This is a genomic window from Brenneria sp. g21c3, from assembly GCF_040240345.1.
In the GTDB taxonomy this organism is placed as follows: Bacteria; Pseudomonadota; Gammaproteobacteria; order Enterobacterales; family Enterobacteriaceae; genus Brenneria.
In genome coordinates, this window is record NZ_JBEIAB010000008.1 from 38,494 (window position 1) to 54,256 (window position 15,763).

At 56.4% G+C, this 15,763-nt stretch carries 13 protein-coding genes and 1 pseudogene; all 14 read left to right on the forward strand.

Features of this window, described 5'->3' with window-relative positions:
* Positions 1 to 60: 60 nt before the first annotated feature.
* The 14 genes and pseudogenes from ABRZ28_RS13635 (at position 61) to ABRZ28_RS13700 (ending at position 15,684) form a co-directional block, all read left to right on the forward strand.
* Positions 61 to 1,203, forward strand: coding sequence for an efflux RND transporter periplasmic adaptor subunit (locus ABRZ28_RS13635; RefSeq protein ID WP_319606186.1), 1,143 nt, complete (start codon positions 61 to 63; stop codon positions 1,201 to 1,203).
* Complete coding sequence (locus ABRZ28_RS13640; protein WP_330520541.1) at positions 1,200 to 4,289, forward strand: efflux RND transporter permease subunit; 3,090 nt, start codon at positions 1,200 to 1,202, stop codon at positions 4,287 to 4,289. Before ABRZ28_RS13635 ends, ABRZ28_RS13640 begins: the two co-directional genes overlap by 4 nt.
* 202 nt (positions 4,290 to 4,491) lie before the next feature.
* Positions 4,492 to 5,532, forward strand: coding sequence for a phosphate ABC transporter substrate-binding protein PstS (gene pstS, locus ABRZ28_RS13645; protein WP_319606188.1), 1,041 nt, complete (start codon positions 4,492 to 4,494; stop codon positions 5,530 to 5,532).
* Positions 5,533 to 5,717: 185 nt separating this feature from the next.
* Complete coding sequence (gene pstC / locus ABRZ28_RS13650; protein ID WP_319606189.1) at positions 5,718 to 6,677, forward strand: phosphate ABC transporter permease PstC; 960 nt, start codon at positions 5,718 to 5,720, stop codon at positions 6,675 to 6,677.
* The gene (pstA, locus tag ABRZ28_RS13655; RefSeq protein WP_319606190.1) at positions 6,677 to 7,567 is read left to right on the forward strand and encodes a phosphate ABC transporter permease PstA; all 891 of its coding nucleotides are present in this window, start codon (positions 6,677 to 6,679) and stop codon (positions 7,565 to 7,567) included. Before pstC ends, pstA begins: the two co-directional genes overlap by 1 nt.
* Positions 7,568 to 7,618: 51 nt before the next feature.
* Positions 7,619 to 8,395, forward strand: a complete 777-nt coding sequence (pstB, locus tag ABRZ28_RS13660) for a phosphate ABC transporter ATP-binding protein PstB (RefSeq protein ID WP_319606191.1) — start codon at positions 7,619 to 7,621, stop codon at positions 8,393 to 8,395.
* Between the two features lie 14 nt (positions 8,396 to 8,409).
* A complete protein-coding gene (gene phoU / locus ABRZ28_RS13665) occupies positions 8,410 to 9,141 on the forward strand; it encodes a phosphate signaling complex protein PhoU (protein ID WP_319606192.1) in 732 nt (243 codons plus the stop codon).
* A 261-nt stretch (positions 9,142 to 9,402) separates the two neighbouring features.
* Positions 9,403 to 9,742: pseudogene (locus ABRZ28_RS13670) on the forward strand (type II toxin-antitoxin system RelE/ParE family toxin).
* Positions 9,739 to 10,077, forward strand: coding sequence for a helix-turn-helix domain-containing protein (locus ABRZ28_RS13675; RefSeq protein ID WP_330520542.1), 339 nt, complete (start codon positions 9,739 to 9,741; stop codon positions 10,075 to 10,077). The pseudogene ABRZ28_RS13670 and the gene ABRZ28_RS13675 overlap by 4 nt, the downstream one beginning before the upstream one ends.
* Positions 10,078 to 10,353: 276 nt before the next feature.
* Positions 10,354 to 11,883 carry an ABC transporter substrate-binding protein gene (locus ABRZ28_RS13680; RefSeq protein ID WP_330520543.1) on the forward strand — a complete coding sequence of 510 codons (1,530 nt, stop codon included), beginning with the start codon at positions 10,354 to 10,356 and terminating at the stop codon, positions 11,881 to 11,883.
* A 66-nt stretch (positions 11,884 to 11,949) separates the two neighbouring features.
* Entirely contained in the window at positions 11,950 to 12,867 is a 918-nt protein-coding gene (locus ABRZ28_RS13685) for an ABC transporter permease (protein ID WP_319606194.1), read from the forward strand.
* Positions 12,868 to 12,876: 9 nt separating this feature from the next.
* Complete coding sequence (locus ABRZ28_RS13690) at positions 12,877 to 13,809, forward strand: ABC transporter permease (RefSeq protein ID WP_330520544.1); 933 nt, start codon at positions 12,877 to 12,879, stop codon at positions 13,807 to 13,809.
* A 10-nt stretch (positions 13,810 to 13,819) separates the two neighbouring features.
* Positions 13,820 to 14,815, forward strand: coding sequence for an ABC transporter ATP-binding protein (locus tag ABRZ28_RS13695; protein WP_330520545.1), 996 nt, complete (start codon positions 13,820 to 13,822; stop codon positions 14,813 to 14,815).
* Positions 14,812 to 15,684: an ATP-binding cassette domain-containing protein gene (locus tag ABRZ28_RS13700; protein WP_330520546.1), complete on the forward strand. Its 873-nt coding sequence runs from the start codon at positions 14,812 to 14,814 to the stop codon at positions 15,682 to 15,684. Before ABRZ28_RS13695 ends, ABRZ28_RS13700 begins: the two co-directional genes overlap by 4 nt.
* Positions 15,685 to 15,763 lie beyond the last annotated feature (79 nt).

Genomic DNA, 15,763 nt, shown 5'->3' on the forward strand with positions numbered 1-15,763 from the left:
TACAAGGAATCTCGACATTCCATGCGTTAAATGACGCCATCTTGATTTAGGAAACGCGTCATGTCAGAAAATTACGTCACTCATGCGCGCCACGCGCTGCATCGGCTTATCGTACCTATTCGTCGTTTTACCCTGCCGCCTGTTCTGTCTCTGCTGTGCATCGCGCCGCTGCTGCTTGCCGGCTGCCGCGACGCCGAGCCGCAGCATAACGTAGCGCCCCGTCCGGTACGTTATGTCTCGGCGCCGCAGCCCTCGTCCGGCACGCCGCCGGTTCGCACCGGGGAAATCCGCGCCCATGATGAAATCGCTCTGGGCTTTCGGCTTGATGGCCGCATCCTCACTCGTCAGGTCGACGTGGGCCAACGCGTCGTCAAAGGACAGGCGCTGGCCACGCTGGAGAGCGATACGGCGCGTAATCAGCTCGGCAGCGCGCGGGCTGAACTGGATAGCGCCCGCGCGGCGGAGCGGGTGGCGGCGTTAACCCTTAATCGTATGAAGTCGTTGATGCCGTCCGGCGCCATTGCCCGGGTGCAACTGGATACCGCCACGTCGGACTGGCAGTCGGCCGTCTCCCACCGTCAGAGTAGCGAAGCGGCGCTGAAAAATGCGCAGGATAATCTGACGTGGACCCAGCTCGCCGCGCCGCAGTCCGGGGTGATTACCCAGGTCAGCGCCTCCGCCGGTCAGGTCGTCAGCGCCGGACAAGTCGTTTTTACTCTCGCCGCCAGTGACGGGCGCGACGCCGTATTCGACGTCGCCGATCCGCAAGCGATCGAGAACAACCGAAACGGGCGGTTTACGGTTTCCCTGCTCGCCGAACCGTCAGTGCAGGTAAGCGGCCGACTGCGCGATATCAGTCCGCAGGCCGACGCTCAGACCCGAACCTGGCGGGTGCGCATCGCGCTTGATAACCCGCCGGCGGCGATGGCGCTGGGCGCCAGCGTTGAGGGTGAAATGCCGTTATCCGGGCCGGGAATGATCGCCATCCCCGCATCGGCGCTGACCCAGACCGGCGACAGCGCGGCGGTATTTGTGGTGGACGATAGCCGGCAGATCCATCTGCGTCCGGTGACGCCCGGCAGGTACACCGCCGCGTCGGTCTTTATCGCCCACGGCATTCAGCCGGGGGAGAAGGTGGTGACGGCGGGCGTCAGCAAGCTGCGGGAAGGTGAAACGGTTACTCTCGGGGAGGAGGCGAAATGAAGGCCGCCGATCTGAAATCGTCATTCAACCTCTCCGCATGGGCGCTGAAGAATCAGCAACTGGTGACTTTTTTTATGCTGCTTATCATGGGCGCGGGAATTCTCAGCTATCAGCAGTTGCCGCGTAATGAAGACCCGGCCTTCACCATTAAAACGGCGGTGGTGTCCACGCAGTGGTCCGGCGCGACCATCGACGACACCGTCAATCTGGTGACGGACACGCTGGAAAAGAAACTCCAGGAAACGCCTTACCTCGATTACGTCGAGAGCGAAACCCGCGCCGGTCAGTCGACCATCTTCGTCAATCTCAGGGATGATACGCCGCCGGAAAAGGTGCCGGATATCTGGTATCAGATACGTAAAAAAATGCAGGATATCGTCGTTTCGCTCCCGCAAGGGGTTCAGGGACCCGCGGTGAATGACGAATTTGACGACACTTTCGGCACGATTTACGGTTTTACCGCGGAAGGGTTTACCCAGCGCGAACTGCGTGACCGGGTCGACGAGGTCCGGCTTAGCCTGATGATGTTGCCGGATATCGGCAAAATCAGTCTGCTGGGCGAACAGGAAGAACAAATCGTCATCGCTTTTTCTCCACGCAAACTTGCCGGCATGGGGTTGGATCTGCAACAGGTGACCGATGCGCTTAAGGCGCAAAACGAAGTGGTGCCGGCGGGAACGTTGAGAACCGATCGGGAGAATATTGCGTTACGGGTCAGCGGCGCGCTGGGTTCGGTGGAAAGTCTGCGCGCCGTCACATTGCATATTGACGGACACTATATTCCGCTGACCGACATCGCCGCCGTCAGCCTCCAGCGCGCGGAACCGCCGGCGCCGATATTCAAGGTCAATGGTCAACCGGCCATCGGCCTGGCCGTGTCAATGGCGCCCACCGGCAATATGCTGCGCTTTGGCGAGGCGCTTAACGCGCGGATGGCGGAGATACAGGCGCAACTGCCGCACGGTATCGAGGTGACCAATGTCGCCGATCAATCCGCCGTCGTGAAACAGGCGGTGAGCGGCTTTGTCCGGGTATTGATCGAAGCGGTGGTGATTGTGCTGGCGGTGTCGTTCGTGTCGTTGGGGCTGCGGGCCGGTCTGGTGGTGGCGGCCGCGATCCCGCTGGTGCTGGCGATGACTTTCGCCGGCATGATGCTGGCGGGTATTGGTTTGCAGCGTATTTCGCTGGGCGCGTTGATTATCGCGCTCGGGCTGCTGGTGGATGACGCCATGATCACCGTTGAAACCATGGTGGCGCGCCTTGAGGCCGGCGATAATCGCTGGCGCGCCGCCACCTGCGCGTTTGAAACCACGGCTTTCCCGATGCTCACCGGCACGCTGGTCATGATCGCCGGTTTTATTCCGGTTGGTTTCGCCGCCTCCAGCGCCGGCGAGTACTGCTTTTCCCTGTTTGCCGTCGTACTGATGGCCTTGCTCTGTTCATGGGTGGTGGCGATCCTTTTCTCGCCGCTGACCGGAACCTGGCTCTTGCCCGACACGCTCAAATCCCATGCCGGCGAAAAAGGCCGGCAGCCGGGGCGGCTGATGCGTTTTTATCGCCGCCTGTTGGCGTGGGTGCTCGGCCACCGGCTGGCGACGCTCGGTCTGGCGCTGGCGTTCTTTGCGCTGTCGGTCTTCGGCACCACCTTTATGCAGGGCGAATTCTTCCCGTCTTCCGATCGTCCCGAGTTGCTGGTCAGTCTTTCCCTGCCGGCCAATAGCGCGCAGTCGGAAACGCAACGGCGGACATCCCTGCTCGAAAAAACGCTGGCGGGCAATGAAAACATCGATCATTACTCGACCTATGTCGGCACCGGCGCAATACGTTTCTATCTGCCGATGGATGTGTTGTCGGACAATGAAAATATTGCGCAATTAGTGGTGGTGGCGAAAGATCTGGCGGCCCGCGACCGGCTAATACGGCAGTTGAACGAGACCCTGGCCCGGGAGTTCAGCGATATTACCACGCGTGTTTCGCCGCTGGAGTTGGGGCCGCCGGTGGGCTGGCCGGTGAAGTATCGCGTCAGCGGCCCGGATTATCAAAAGGTGCGCGAGTTGGCCCGGAAACTGGCGGGCGTCATCGGGAAAAATCCGGCCGCGCGCGAAGTGAATCTGACGGCCGGCGAGCCGGAGCGGGTCATTACGCTGCGCGTGAATCAGACCGAAGCGCGCGCGGCGGGCGTTTCTTCAACCACGCTGGCGGAAACGCTGAATACCGTCTGGTCCGGCAGCGTGATGACCACCGTGCGCGATCGTAACCGTCTGATTGATGTGGTGCTGCGCGGCAATGACGCCGAGCGGCTGGATACCGGCAGCATCGAGTCTCTGATGCTGACCACGTCAGGCGGGCAGAAAGTGCCGTTAAGCCGCGTCGCTACGCCGGTCTGGCATGTTGACGACCCGGTTGTTTGGCGGCGCCAGCGGCTGCCTTTTATCACCGTTCAAACGGATTTGGCGCCCGGTATGCGCGCCGAAGGCGTATCGCAGGCGCTGCTTCCCGCTGTTGATGCGCTGCGCGCCGAACTGCCGCCGGGTTATGGCATTGAAGAAGGCGGTACGGTAGCGGAATCAGACCGAGGCAATAGTTCCGTCTACACCGTGTTGCCGGTCACGCTTGGCGCGATGCTTATTCTGCTGATGATCCAGTTGCAGACGTTTTCGCGCATGCTGCTGGCATTGCTGATGGCGCCTTTCGGCCTGCCGGGGATCGTCGCGGCCATGCTGCCGACAGGCACGCCAATGGGTTTTGTGGCGTTGCTTGGCATTATTGCGCTGGCCGGGATGATTATTCGTAACGCGGTTATTCTCATCAGCGAAGTCGACAGCAACACGCGTCAGGGGCTGGATCGCGAAGACGCGATCATAAAAGCCGCGCAACACCGCGCCAGACCGATACTGTTGACCGCTTGCGCCGCCATTCTGGGGATGATCCCGATTTCACATCAGGTATTCTGGGGGCCGATGGCCTACGCTATCATCGGCGGGTTAATGTTCGCTACGCTGGTGACGCTGACCGTATTGCCGGCGTCGCTCAGTCTTGTTATGCAGGCCGAAAAAACGGCGCTGCGCAAGCCGGAAATGGCATAGCCTGCTTTCTCCTCCGCTTTGTTTTTTCTTGTGACCGGGCCGTTATTTCAGCGGCCCATCGCTGCGATTTTGGGTTTGTCATAAAACTGTCACATTACATACATTTTACTGTCACTCAACTGTCCTATTTTTCCTCCTGCACACTACACTCTGATTAATTACGGCTCCGGGTCGACATTTTTGCTATCCCACAGGAGGGATTATGAAACTTATGCGTACCACTATCGCCGGTATTGTTGCGGCAACGTTTTCTTTGACGGCGGTTTCCGCTTTCGCCGCCGTCAATCTCACTGGCGCAGGTGCGACATTCCCCGCGCCGGTCTATGCCAAATGGGCTGACTCCTATCAAAAAGAAACCGGTAATAAAGTTAACTATCAGGGCATCGGCTCATCAGGCGGCGTAAAACAGATTCTCGCCAAGACCGTCGATTTCGGCGCGACGGATGCGCCGCTGTCCGACGATAAGCTGGCGCAGGATGGTTTGTTCCAGTTCCCGACGGTTATCGGCGGCGTGGTGCTGGCGGTGAACATTCCCGGCATCAAATCCGGCGATCTGACGCTGGACGGCAAAACGCTGGGCGACATCTACCTGGGCAAAATCAAAAAATGGAACGACCCCGCTATTACCAAGCTGAATCCGAATGCCAAACTGCCGGATCAGGATATCGCAGTGGTGCGTCGCGCGGATGGTTCCGGCACGTCTTTCGTCTTCACCAGCTATCTGGCGAAGGTGAATGCGGAGTGGAAGGAAAAAATCGGCGCCGGCTCCACGGTTAACTGGCCGACCGGTCTGGGCGGCAAGGGCAACGACGGCATCGCCGCGTTCGTTCAGCGTCTGCCCGGCTCCATTGGCTACGTCGAGTACGCGTACGCCAAGCAGAATAATCTGGCTTACACCAAACTGGTTTCCGCAGACGGCAAAGTGGTCAGCCCGACCGGGGAAAGTTTCAGCAATGCGGCCAAAGGCGCGGACTGGAGCCAATCTTTCGCTCAGGATCTGACTAACCAGAAAGGCGATGACGCCTGGCCTATCACCTCAACGACGTTCATTCTGGTGCAAAAAGCGCAGCCGAAAGCCGAACAGGGTACGGAAGTGTTGAAGTTCTTTGACTGGGCTTATCAGAAAGGCGGTTCTCAGGCTACGGCGCTGGATTACGCTATTCTGCCGGATGAAGTCGTTGAGCAGATTCGCGCGGCCTGGAAGACGAATGTGAAAGACAGCAGCGGTAAATCGTTGTATTAAAGATAACGAGAAAAAGCATTGCGTTAAGAAGAAGTGTACTAAAATCGTACTACGTTCCTTGTGTTTGGTAGCAAGGCCATTTCGCTGAGTGCGGCAAGGTATAAAAGGGGAGGAGAGGACATCTCCTCCCCATCCTTGGCTGCCACTTTTGTTATCAAGCATCGTTAAATTAAGAAGAGAGACGCATGGCTGAGTACAAGCCAACTATCAAAGCCCCCGGAAAGCACGGCGATATCATTTTTGGCGCGCTGGTAAAATTGGCCGCGCTGGTGACGCTGATGTTGTTAGGGGGCATTATTGTTTCCCTGATTGTGGCTTCCTGGCCCAGTATCGAGAAATTCGGTTTTTCTTTTCTGTGGACCAAGAACTGGGATGCGCCTGCCGAGCAGTTCGGCGCGCTGGTGCCGATTTACGGCACCATTGTCACCTCGTTGATCGCGCTGATTATCGCCATACCGATCAGTTTTGGTATTGCGCTGTTTTTAACCGAATTGGCGCCGGGATGGCTGAAACGCCCGCTGGGCGTCGCGATTGAGCTGCTGGCCGCCATCCCCAGTATCGTTTACGGTATGTGGGGGTTGTTCGTTTTCGCGCCGTTATTCGCCAAATATTTTCAGCAGCCGGTCGGCAATGTGCTGTCCGGCATTCCGATTGTCGGGTCGCTGTTCTCAGGCCCGGCATTCGGCATCGGCATTCTGGCGGCGGGGGTGATTCTGGCGATCATGATCATTCCTTATATCGCGGCGGTGATGCGCGATGTGTTTGATCAAACGCCGGTGATGATGAAAGAGTCCGCCTACGGCATCGGCTGCACCACCTGGGAGGTTATCTGGCATATCGTTCTGCCGTTCACCAAAAACGGGGTGATAGGCGGCATTATGCTGGGATTGGGGCGCGCGCTGGGCGAAACCATGGCGGTGACCTTTATTATCGGCAATACCTACCAGTTGGACAGCGTATCGCTCTATATGCCCGGCAACAGCATTACCTCGGCGCTGGCGAACGAGTTCGCCGAGGCGGAATCCGGTCTGCACACCGCGGCGCTGATGGAGCTGGGGCTGATCCTGTTTGTTATTACCTTTATTGTTCTGGCGTGCTCAAAATTAATGATTATGCGTCTGGCAAAGAATGAGGGGACGCGCTGATGTCGGCATTAGGTATGGAACAACACGAAAAGTCTCTGCTGCGTTCACGGCAGAAAATGCAGTCGTGGCGGCGGCAGAAAAACCGTATCGCCCTGTGCTTATCGATGGTCACCATGGCGTTCGGCCTGTTCTGGCTGGTGTGGATCCTGTTTTCAACCATCAGCAAAGGGATTGACGGCATGTCGCTGGCGTTATTTACCGAAATGACGCCGCCGCCGAACACGGAAGGGGGCGGTCTGGCGAACGCCATTGTCGGCAGCGGTCTGCTGATCCTGTGGGCGACCGTTTTAGGCACGCCGCTTGGCATCATGGCCGGTATCTATCTGGCTGAGTACGGCCGCAAGTCATGGGTCGCCGAAGTGATTCGCTTTATTAACGATATCCTGTTATCCGCGCCGTCAATCGTGGTGGGGCTTTTTGTCTATACCCTGGTGGTGGCGAAAATGGAGCACTTCTCGGGTTGGGCCGGGGTGATTGCGCTGGCGCTTTTGCAGGTGCCTATTGTGATTCGGACGACGGAAAATATGCTCAAGCTGGTGCCGGACAGCCTGCGCGAAGCGGCGTATGCGTTAGGCACGCCGAAGTGGAAGATGATTTCCGCCATCACGCTGAAAGCCTCGGTTTCCGGCATTATGACCGGGATTTTACTGGCGATAGCGCGTATTGCCGGGGAAACCGCGCCGTTGTTGTTTACGTCGCTGTCCAATCAGTTCTGGAGCACGGATCTTATGCATCCGATCGCCAACCTGCCGGTCACCATCTTCAAGTTCGCCATGAGTCCGTTTGTTGAATGGCAGCAGTTGGCCTGGGCGGGGGTATTGCTGATCACTTTCTGTGTTCTGCTGCTGAATATCCTGGCGCGCGTGATTTTTTCTGCCAAGAAATACTAATAAATTTAAGATGTTGCTTTGCAGCATCCGTATATAAAGAGAGAAGTCTTGATGAGTATGGCTACTGAGACATCCACCAGTAAAATCCAGGTACGTAATCTGAATTTCTATTATGGGAAATTCCATGCGCTGAAAGACATCACGCTGGATATCGCCGCCAACCAGGTTACGGCGTTTATCGGACCGTCGGGCTGCGGTAAATCGACGCTGCTGCGTACCCTGAACAAAATGTATCAGCTCTACCCGGAACAGCATGCCGAAGGCGAGATCCTGCTTGATGGCAATAATATTCTGAATGATAAACAGGATATCTCGCTGCTCAGGGCCAAGGTGGGAATGGTCTTTCAGAAGCCGACGCCGTTTCCGATGTCCATTTACGATAACATCGCGTTCGGCGTGCGGCTGTTTGAGAAGTTATCGCGCGCGCAGATGGATGAACGCGTGGAATGGGCGTTAACCAAAGCGGCGCTGTGGCATGAAACCAAAGATAAGCTGCACCAGAGCGGGTACAGCCTGTCGGGCGGTCAGCAGCAGCGTTTGTGCATCGCGCGCGGCATCGCCATCCGTCCCGACGTGCTGTTGCTCGACGAGCCCTGCTCCGCGCTGGACCCGATCTCCACCGGCAGAATTGAAGAGCTGATTTCCGAGCTGAAAAAAGATTACACCGTGGTTATCGTCACCCACAATATGCAGCAGGCGGCGCGTTGTTCGGACCACACTGCGTTTATGTATCTGGGTGAATTAATCGAATTCAGCGATACCGATACCTTGTTTACTGCGCCGCGGCAGAAACAAACTGAAGATTACATCACCGGCCGTTACGGTTGATTACGGGAAGCATCATGGATAATTTGAATCTGAACAAACACATTTCCGGGCAGTTCAACGCCGAGCTGGAAAACATCCGTACCCAGGTGCTGACCATGGGCGGGCTGGTGGAGCAGCAACTGACCGACGCCATCACCGCGATGCACAATCAGGATGCCGAACTGGCGCAGCGCGTGGTGGAAGCGGACGCCAAGGTCAATATGATGGAAGTGACCATCGATGAAGCCTGCGTGCGCATCATCGCCAAACGCCAGCCCACCGCCAGCGACCTGCGTCTGGTGATGGCGATCATCAAAACGATTTCCGAACTGGAACGTATCGGCGACGTGGCGGACAAAATCTGTCGCACCGCGCTGGAGAAATTCTCTCATCAGCATCAGCCGCTGCTGGTCAGTCTGGAGTCGCTGGGGCGTCACACGGTGCAAATGCTGCACGACGTGCTGGATGCGTTCGCCCGGATGGATCTGGATGAGGCGGTGCGTATCTATCGTGAAGATAAAAAGGTGGATAAAGAGTACGAAGGGATTGTGCGTCAGTTGATGACGCACATGATGGAAGACTCCCGCACCATTCCCAGCGTACTGACGGCGCTGTTCTGCGCCCGCTCCATCGAGCGTATCGGCGATCGTTGCCAAAACATCTGCGAATTTATCTTCTATTTCGTCAAAGGACAGGACTTCCGCCATCTGGGCGGCGACGCGCTGGAAAAACTGCTGGTGGAGAAACAGCAGAAAAAAGACGAATAGTTTGCCGATGAGGAAAACGCGGGGCTGGGTAGGGATGCCGCCCCGTGGTGATTTTGGTGTGTGACTCTCCCTTGTTGCGTTGTTGTATGTCGCTTGCTGTTTCCCCCCGCCCGGTTCCAATATCACCTGTTTTCGTCGCCCACTGTCGCAATATTTATCGATTCCTCTCCCAATATTCCATTTCACCTTTCTTAATACGGTGATGTTTATTGAGTTCCCTCATGTATGTATAAAATTTTATACATACATCATCCCTCATGTATGATTGGAAAAGAAATAGATTGGCGTGGAAGTGCATTGGATGATTTGAAAGCATTTCCGGAAAAAGCCAGGGCATCCGCCGGCCATCAACTGAGGCGTGTGCAATATGGCCTCGAACCACATGATTTTAAACCAATTAATAATTGGGGCGGGAGTCATCGAGATTCGTATTGATGATGATAATGGGACTTATCGGGTGGTTTATGTCGCCAAGTTTCCAGAGAAAATCTATGTGTTACATAGTTTTAAAAAGAAAGCTCGGGCTACTTCCCCAAAAGACGTCAATCTTATAAAGGTACGTTATCAAGCGGTAATCATTGAGCGGAGAAAGAAAAAATGACTCATCATATCGACGTTAAATCTCGTCATATCACGGCGGCGGCTGATAATGTTTTTTCAGATCTCGGCTTTTCCGCAGAGAAAGCGGAAACATTGTTATCAGAGTCCGATAAAGAAATTGAACAGGCTTTGGCTATGAAGAAAGCGCTGATGGTTTCAATCGCTGCCTGGATAAAATCGCAAGGATACCGCCAGTCAGAGGCTGCAAACGTTTTGCATGTTTCCCGTCCTCGCATCTCTGATGTCGTGAATCAAAAAACAGAGAAGTTTACCCTTGATTCTTTGGTTGGAATGGCGGGAAAAATTGGTAAGCGGGTAAAACTGGTGATTGAATAGCTTGCTCGTGTTATTGCTTTTAAATAGTGCAAAAAAAGAGCACCCCGCACTATTAGTGCGCTAATTATCTAGATGAAAGACTTATACTAAAAACGTAACTTAATTTCTCAGCCGCAGTATTCAAAAATAGTGTACGCCACGCCTGCGGTTTCTCCTTTTTAGAAATTACCCGCCTAAAATCTGTAAGGTTATAAATCCGCTATTGGCTTCAGTCTTGCAATGATTACACCGTGAGTATTCAGCATGGTTTATTCATTAATGACATGGAGAGATAGCATGACTCGTTCCCTGGCAAGACGGATACAACAATATGCTTTATCTGCATTACTGATTGGATGCGCTTCCTATAGTTATGCGGGAAAACAGAATGATACGTTGGTTTATGCCTCGGATAACGAGGTGGAAAATATTAGCGCTTATCATAACAACATGCGAGAAGGGGTGATTATTTCCAACCTGGTATGGGACAGGCTGGTCTATCGCGATCCCAAAACCGGTGAATATGAACCCTTGCTGGCGACATCCTGGGAGTGGGATTCGCCGGAAATACTGATTTTGCATTTACGCCAGGGCGTTAAATTCCATAACGGCGATGATTTTACCGCCGCCGACGTGGTTTACACGTTTAACGATATTGCCGGCGCGCCGGATTCCGTGGTTCCACAAAGCGTCGAGTGGATTAAGGAAGCGGTGAAAGTTGATGACTACACCGTTAAATTACAGCTAAAAAAACCTTTCCCGGCGGCGCTGGAATATTTATCCGGCCCGACGCCGATTTATCCGGCCAAATATTATCAACAGGTTAAGCTGGCCGGCTTCAGTAAAGCGCCGATCGGCACCGGACCTTATAAAATCACCGGCGTGACGCCGGGGCAGGGCGTCACCATGGAGAAAAACCCTGATTATTTCAAAGACAGTCCGATAGGGCAGCCGAAAATCGGCAAGCTACAGTTTGTGGTGATCCGCGATCCGGAAACCCGGCTGGCGCAGTTGATGACCGGTCAGGTCGACTGGATCTGGCGAGTCCCTTCCGATCAGTCTGCCTCGCTGGAAGGGATGCCGAATATTTCAGTGAAAAGCGGCGAAACCATGCGCATCGGTTTTCTGGCGTTGAACATCAATGCCGGCGGGCCGGGCGGGGAGCCGTTCAAGGATCTGCGCGTTCGTCAGGCGGTGAACCACGCCATCAACCGTAAGGGCATGGTGGATAATCTGGTGCGCGGCGGCAGTCAGCCGGTCTATTCCGCCTGTTTCTACACCCAGGCCGCCTGTAACACCAGCAAGGTGATTGCCTATGATTACAACCCGGATAAAGCCAAACAGCTGCTGGCGGAAGCCGGTTATCCCAATGGGTTCGATACCGATATCTGGGCCTATCGCGAACGGGATTATGCCGAAGCGATCATCGGCGATTTGCGTAAAGTCGGTATCCGCGCCCGGTTGCACTATGTGCAATATCCGGTGCTGGCCGCCGATTTGATTTCCGGTAAGGCGCCGATGGCGATACGAACCTGGGGCTCTTTCTCCATCAACGATGCTTCCGCCTTCGTTACGCCTTATTTCGGCGGCAAGGGCGACGATATCTGGAAAGATGCGGAAATCACCAACCTGCTGACCAAAGCGGATGAAACCATCGATACCAAACAGCGCAGCGCCATGTATGCGGATTTGCTGGGTCGCATCTCTTCCCAGGCTTATTTAGCCCCCCTGTTTTCCTATTCAACGAACTATGCCTTTACCGCCGATCTGAACTTTGACAGTTGGCCGGATGAATTGCCGCGTTTCGCTATGGCGAGTTGGAAGTAACGGACTGTCGGGAATCGATAGTGATATCGATTCCCGCGGGTCTCTGGCGAGAATGAGGAACCGCGCATGATTATCTATATCTTACATCGACTTTTGGTCGCGCTGGCGGTGCTGTTTACCGTGGCGGTAGTCAGTTTCTCTCTCCTGCACCTTTCCGGCGATCTGGCGGCGGCGATTGCCGGCCCGGAGGCAACGGCCGAGGTGGTTGAACGTATCCGGGTGCAATACGGGCTGGATCAGCCATTGACCACGCAGTTTATGCACTGGATGTGGTCGGCTTTACATCTTGATTTCGGCCGCTCGTTTTATTTCGAAAATACGGTAATGGAATTGGTCGGTCAGAGAATGCCCGTCACCCTGAAACTGGGGGCGGTTTCTCTGTTGCTGGCGCTGGTGGTGGCCATTCCGCTCGGGGTACTGGCGGCGGTGTTCCGCGATACCTGGATCGACAGATGTTCCATTTTTATTGCGGTGATCGGTCAGGCGATGCCGAATTTCTGGTTTGCCCTGCTGCTGATCGTCGTCTTTGCCGTGGGCCTGAAATGGCTGCCGGTGGCCGGGAACGGCAGTTGGCGTAACTTTGTCTTACCGGCCGTCGCGCTGGGTTATTACGCCATGCCGTCGCTGATGCGGCTGACGCGCTCCGGCATGCTGGACGTACTCGGCTCGGACTATATCCGCACCGCGCAAGCCAAGGGGTTAAGCTCTTTCAAGGTGGTCGTCAAACACGGTCTGCGTAACGCTATCATTCCGGTGGTGGCGCTGGCGACGGTCGAACTGGGCTTTATGCTGGGGGGATCGGTGGTGATTGAGTCGGTATTCGCCTTGCAGGGATTGGGGCAACTGGCCTGGGACTCCATCTCCCGCAACGATTTTCCGGTCGTGCAGGCCATTGTGCTGATTATCTCGGTGTTCTATATCGGGCTGACATTTCTGGCGGATATCCTCAATGCGGCGCTCGATCCGCGTCTGCGTACCTCATAGGGAGTTTCCATGAAAACGTCTTCGTCACTCTCTTCCACGCTGATCGCCAGGCCGGCGATGGCTGAAGCGGGACTGATTCCGCAACCGGCCCCCTGGCGGCGCTGGATTCATCGCATCCTCGGTCATCACAGTATGACGTTCGGCCTGATTGTGCTGGCGATGATTGTGCTGGCGGCGCTGCTTGCGCCATTCATCAGCCCGCACGATCCTTACGCGCAGGATGTGAGCCGGCGCCTGATACCGCCGGTATGGCATGAGAAAGGCGGTTGGGAGCACATTCTGGGTACCGACAAGCTGGGGCGCGACTATTTGAGTCGGCTGCTGTACGGCGCCAGGGTGTCGTTGACCATCGGGCTGGTGTCGGTACTGGTGGCCGGATTTATCGGCATTACGCTGGGCGTGCTGGCGGGGTATTTCGGCGGTCGGGTGGATGCGCTGGTCAGCTATATTCTGACGGTTCGCCTGTCTATGCCGATCATTCTGGTGGCGCTGGCGACCGCTTCGCTGGTGGGCGGATCGGTAAAAGTGGTGATCCTGCTGCTCGGGTTGCTGCTGTGGGATCGCTTCCTGATAGTCTCCCGTTCGGTGACCCGGCAATTGCGCGAGGCGGAGTTTATTGCCGCCGCCAAGACGCTGGGCGCCTCCTCGTTGTTTATTATGCTGCGCGAAATCCTGCCCAATCTGCTTGGCCCGCTGACGGTGGTGGCGACGCTGGAAATCGCCCACGCCATTCTGCTGGAAGCCACCCTCTCTTTCCTCGGGCTGGGCGTACAGCCGCCGATGCCGTCGTGGGGGCTGATGGTGGCCGAGGGTAAGGCGTACATGTTCTTTCAACCCTGGGTCATTCTGATCCCCGGCGTGGTGCTGGCTATCCTGGTGCTGGGGATCAATCTGGTGGGAGACGGCCTGCGCGATGTGACCGCGTTGGACGGACGTAACTGAGGAAGTGGCCATGAATAATGACATTTTGCTGGATGTGAAAAATCTGCGCGTCGATCTGCCGACGCCCCGCGGCACGCTGTATGCGGTACGCGGGCTGGATTTCTCGGTACGGCGCGGAGAGATGTTGTGTCTGGTGGGCGAGTCCGGCTGCGGCAAGTCGATGACGTCGCTGGCGCTGATGGATCTGTTGCCGCGCAAGGCGGTGCGCAGCGCGGATCATCTTCTCTTTCAGGGCGTCGAATTGCAGTCGCTGAAAAAACGCGAAATTACCGCGCTGCGCGGCGACAAGATGTCGATGATTTTCCAGGAGCCGATGACCTCGCTGAATCCCTCTTACACATTGGGCAACCAGCTCTGCGAGACGCTTCAGGCCCATCGCAAGGTTTCGCCGGCGCAGGCGCGCGAACGGGCGGTGTATCTGATGGAGCGCGTGGGGATTCCTATGGCGGCCGATCGCCTGAACCAGTATCCGCACCAGTTGTCCGGCGGTCTGCGCCAGCGCATCATGATTGCCATGGCGCTGATGTGCGAACCGGAGCTGATTATCGCCGACGAGCCGACGACGGCGTTGGATGTCACCATTCAGGCGCAGATCCTGCGTATGTTGCGCGAACTGCAACGGGAGTTCGGCATGGCGGTGATTTTCATCACCCACGACCTGGGCGTGGTGGCGCGTATCGCCGACCGGGTGGCGGTGATGTATGCCGGCAAAATTGTCGAAACCGCGCCGGTGATGACGCTGTTTAACCAGCCGCAGCACCCTTATACCCGGGCGCTGCTCGACTGCATCCCGATTCAGGGGAAAACCATTCCGGGTCGGCCGCTGAATGCGATCCCCGGCGTGGTACCCAGCCTGATCGGCGTACAACAGGGCTGCGCGTTCAGTAATCGCTGTTGCCACTGTACGGACGCCTGTAACCAGCAAACGCCTTACGTGGAGGTCGCCGACCAGCACGCGGTGCGCTGTGTACGGGCTTTACCGGCGCGCAATGCGGAGGTCGCATGAATCAAATCGCCAATCATCATAACGCGCCTTCCACGTTGCCGACGCACATTCCGGGCAACGATGATATTGCGCTGGAACTGTGCTCCTTAACGCGGGTTTTTCGCCTTAATCGCGGTTTCTTCTCCCGGCCCGGCGAGATCCGCGCGGTGAACGAGGTTTCCCTGCGTATCCGGCGCGGAGAAACGCTGGGGCTGGTGGGCGAATCGGGCTGCGGAAAAAGCACGCTGGCGAAAATGCTGCTGGGTTTGCTGGCGCCGACTTCCGGCAATGTGCTGATTGAAGGGCGTGAAATCGATTCCGGCAATCGCAAGGACATGGCGGCCCGCATTCAGCCTATCTTTCAGGATCCCTATTCCTCGCTGAATCCGCGCCGTACCGTCGCCGATATCGTGGAGGTGGCGCTGCGTCTGCACGGCATCGGTACGCCGGCGGAGCGCAAAGAACGGGTTAAAGAGATGCTGGATGTGGTCGGCATGCCCGCCCGCACGCACAGTCAATACCCCGGTCAGCTTTCCGGCGGGCAGCGGCAGCGCGTGGCTATCGCCCGCGCGTTGATTATGCGGCCTGACATTCTGATCTGCGATGAACCGACGTCGGCGCTGGATGTTTCCGTTCAGGCGCAAATTCTCAATCTGCTGCTGGCGCTGAAACAGGAATTCGGCCTGACTTACCTGCTGATCAGCCACAACCTGTCGGTCGTGGAGCATCTGGTGGATCATGTGGCGGTGATGCAGAGAGGGTCGATTGTCGAACAGGGTACGCGCGAGCAGATTTTCCACGCGCCGCGGCACCCCTATACCAAATCGCTGCTGGCGTCGGTGCTCACGCCGGAGCCGGGATTGGGCATTCCGCAGATTGAGCCGTATTAACCGCGGCCCGGTATCCCGTTTCTTAAACCATCAACGTTGCGCCTGTTGTTGATTAACGACTCTCAGAGAAAAAGAGGAT